Raw genomic sequence first — 3378 nt, forward strand, 5'->3', positions numbered from 1 at the left:
GTGCCATAGGGCGGGGGTGGGGCGCCCCGCTTCAGCAGCGCGAGGTCGGGACAGGCGCCCTTGTGCAGGTCACTCGGATGCCGTCGACGTTGCCTTCAGGGAGAGCCATAGCTCCATGCGGACGTCCGGGTCGTCCAGGGAGCGGCCCAGGATTTCCTCGACCCTCCGCATGCGGTATCGCAGCGTGTGCCGGTGGACGCCCAGGTCGGCCGCCGCCGCGTCCCACTGGCCGTGCCGGGAGAGCCACGCCCGCAGTGAGGCGACGAGGTCGCCGCGGCCCGTCGCGTCGTGTTCGTGCAGCGCCCGCAGGAGCCCGTCCGCGAAGGCCCGCACCGCGTCGTCCGCGAGCAGCGGCAGCACCGAACCGGCGGCCAGCTCCTCGTGCTCCACGAGGGCACGCCCGCGGCGCCGGGCGACGGACAGCGCCTGCTCGGCCTGCTTGTACGCGGTGACCGCGGCGATCGGCCCGGCCGGCGCGGAAAGGCCCATCACCAGCTCGGCCTCCTCGCCGGAGGCCGCCACCTCGCGCCCGGCACTCCCCCGCCCGGCCTCCAGCGCCGCCGCGTACTGGGCGCAGGCCCGCACCCCCGCCCCGCCGTCCACGGCGAGCAGCACCAGCCGCTCCCCGTAGGGGACGACGAGCAGTGCCTCCCCGGAGCGGGCGGCCGCGGCCTCGACCACGTCGACGAGGGCGGCGAGCGGATCACCCCCGGCCGAGGCGTCGGCGACCGCGGCGAGCACCGCGGGGGAGGCCGAAGGGGCCACCTCCCCGGCGCCCTCATCGCTGCCCTCCGCATCCGTGCCCGTACCCGCGTCCGTGCCCCTGCCCGCGCCCGCGCGCACCCGCGCCGCCGACGCGGACGCCGCCTCGGCGACCACGAGCCGGAAGGGCGCGTCGAGGAGGCCGCCGTAGAGGTCCCCCGCGACCGTCCGCGCGTGGTCGGGCTCCCCCGCGAGCAGCATCCGCAGCACGGCGGCGCCGATGCGCTGCTCGGCGGCGTGCAGCGACCGTGAGCGCTCGGTGGTCAGCGTCAGGAGGGCGATCGCGGAGTGCACCGCGTACCGCTCGGCGGTGCCGAGGGTGGACGCGGTGCCGACGGCGAGCGCGGCCCGGGGCCTGCGTCCGGTGCCGAGCGAGTGCAGCTCCACGCGGTCCTCGGCGCCCGCGACGACAAGGCTCGCGGGCGCCGGTCGCTCGCGTAGGCGTTCGACGTCGGGGGTGAGGCGGGCGGCCCGCCGCGTGGCCCAGTCCGGGGCGACGGCGACGGCGGCGCCGGAGGCGTCGTACAGCGCGGCCCAGCCGTCGACCTGCCCGGCCAGCGCGAGGAGCAGCCCTTCGGGGCCCGCGCTCAGCGCCTGCCTGGTCAGTTCGCGCTGGGCGGCGAAGCCCGCGGTGACCGCGCGGTACTGCTCCTCGGAGATGGCGGCGGAGACGGCCTTGCTGATGGCGAGGAAGGGGGTGCGCCGCGGCACCTCGATGAGCGGCAGGTTCGCCTCGGTGGCGGCGTCGAGCAGGGCCTTCGGGATGTCCGGGTAGTGCACGCCGACGGCGAAGCCGAGGCCGACGACTCCGGCGCCGACGAGGCGTTCCACATAGCGCCGCATCGTCTCCGGGTCCTCCGCGTCCAGCTTGAGCGCGGTGATCAGGAGCAGTTCGCCGCCCTCCATATAGGGCACGGGGTCGGCGAGTTCGCTGGCGTGCGCCCAGCGCACGGGGGTGTCCAGGCGCTCCTCGCCCGCGCGCACGGTCAGCTTGAGCGCGGAGTGGTGGACGAGCGAGGCGAGGGTGGGCGGCATGGGACCTTCAGGTCTGCGGATCTTTTGGCCGGTCCGTATGAACGACCTGTGTCGATTCTGCCTCACCGTACGGTGGGGACAAGACGGACTGCCCGGTAACCAAGCGCCCCCCGCCGCATCACGACACGCCCCCGCACCGAGCCGGACCGCTCCCCTCTTCGCGCGCCCCCTACCCCCGCAGATCCACCAGCAGCGGCGGCGCGTGCCCGCCCGCCACCGTGGCGAGCGAGAGCACGGCGTGGCCGGGGGGCAGCGCGTGGGCGAGGTCGGAGGCCGACCAGCGTTCGCGCTCGACCTTGCGCACGGTGACCGCGTCCGTGGTGACCGCCTTTCCGGTGACGAGCTTGCGCAGCGAGTGCAGCGCGCGCGTGACCGGCTGGTCGGCGAAGACCGTGTGCTGGGCGACTTCCTTCGTCTCGATCCACTCGGTGCCCCAGGCCTCGGTGAACCGGCGCCCGTCCCAGGTCGTCACCCCGGAGAAGGCCATCCGGCAGCCGACCGCCGCGTACAGCGGCCCCTGGAGCGACTCCGGCACCTCTCCTATCGTGCGCAGACCGAGGACGACGCCCGCGTTGAGCGACCGCAGCCGCTGGATGGCGCGCACGCTCTCGGCGGTGAGCGTGCGGGAGGCGTCGTCGAGGACCAGGCAGGCGAAGTGCGGCCGCCGGGCCCGGCTGCGTACGACGTACGAGAACTGGGCGAGCAGCAGCCGTGCCAGCAGCCGCGACGCCTCCTCGTGGCCGTGCTCGGGCAGGTCCACCCTGACCCGCAGCGGATGGTGGACGACGGCCCGCATCGAGAAGGGGTGCCCGTCGCCGCCGGGATCGAAGAAGTCGGCGAAGGCGGGCCGGTCGAGCAGGGCGAGCCGGTCGGCGAGGGCGGGGCCCGGGTCGTGGGGAGAGGCCGACTGGCGCATACGGGCGTCGAGTTCCCGGCGCATCGCGGCGTGCCCGCCCGCGGCGAGGCCCGCCTGGAGCGCGGCGAGGCCCGCGGGGTCCCCTTCGAGCAGTTCCCGCAGCACGGGCACGGACGGGAAGCGGCCGTGCAGGGCGCGGTAGGGGCCGAGCAGCTGGGCGAGGGTGGTGGCGGCGCGCCGGGTGTCGACGGCGTCGAGATCGCCGACGAGCCCCTCGGCGAGGAAGGCGGCGGCCTCGTCCGCGTCGGCGCAGTCCGCGTACAGGTCGATGTCGTGCACGGACGCCGCGTCGCCCGGCTTGACCACGACGTCGTACGTGTCGTCGGCGCCGAGGTCCGTGCCCGCCGCGCACACCACGACGACCGCGCACCGCCCGGTGAGTGCGCCCAGGGCGAGCGATTCGGCGACGGGGCGCATGAGCCGTCCCGTCTTGCCCGCGCCGGAGGGGCCCACGGCCAGCAGTGAGGTGCCGAGCACGGCGGGGTCGAGCGCCGCGCCCGCGCCGCGTACGGCGTACGGGTTGCGGTCGTCCTGTGCGAAGCGGCCGATCCTGACCTGGCCGACGAGCGGGTCGTGGACGGCGGCGCGGGCGGGCAGGTCACGCTGGCCGGAGGGGTGCAGCCAGGCGGCGGCGCCATGCCGGGCGACGGTGTCCACGAAGGTGG

Annotated in this window: 1 protein-coding gene and 1 pseudogene; both read right to left on the reverse strand. The window is 75.9% G+C overall.

Going from position 1 to position 3378, the window contains the following annotated elements; translation table 11 throughout:
• Positions 1–69 precede the first annotated feature (69 nt).
• Positions 70–1797: a PucR family transcriptional regulator gene (locus GKQ77_RS30285; RefSeq protein ID WP_219692318.1), complete on the reverse strand. Its 1728-nt coding sequence runs from the start codon at positions 1795–1797 to the stop codon at positions 70–72.
• 169 nt (positions 1798–1966) lie between these two features.
• A pseudogene (locus GKQ77_RS30290) lies at positions 1967–3378 on the reverse strand (ATP/GTP-binding protein); the annotation flags it as partial.

Origin of the sequence: Streptomyces anatolicus, from assembly GCF_019400875.1 — a bacterium.
In the GTDB taxonomy this organism is placed as follows: Bacteria; Actinomycetota; Actinomycetes; order Streptomycetales; family Streptomycetaceae; genus Streptomyces; species Streptomyces anatolicus.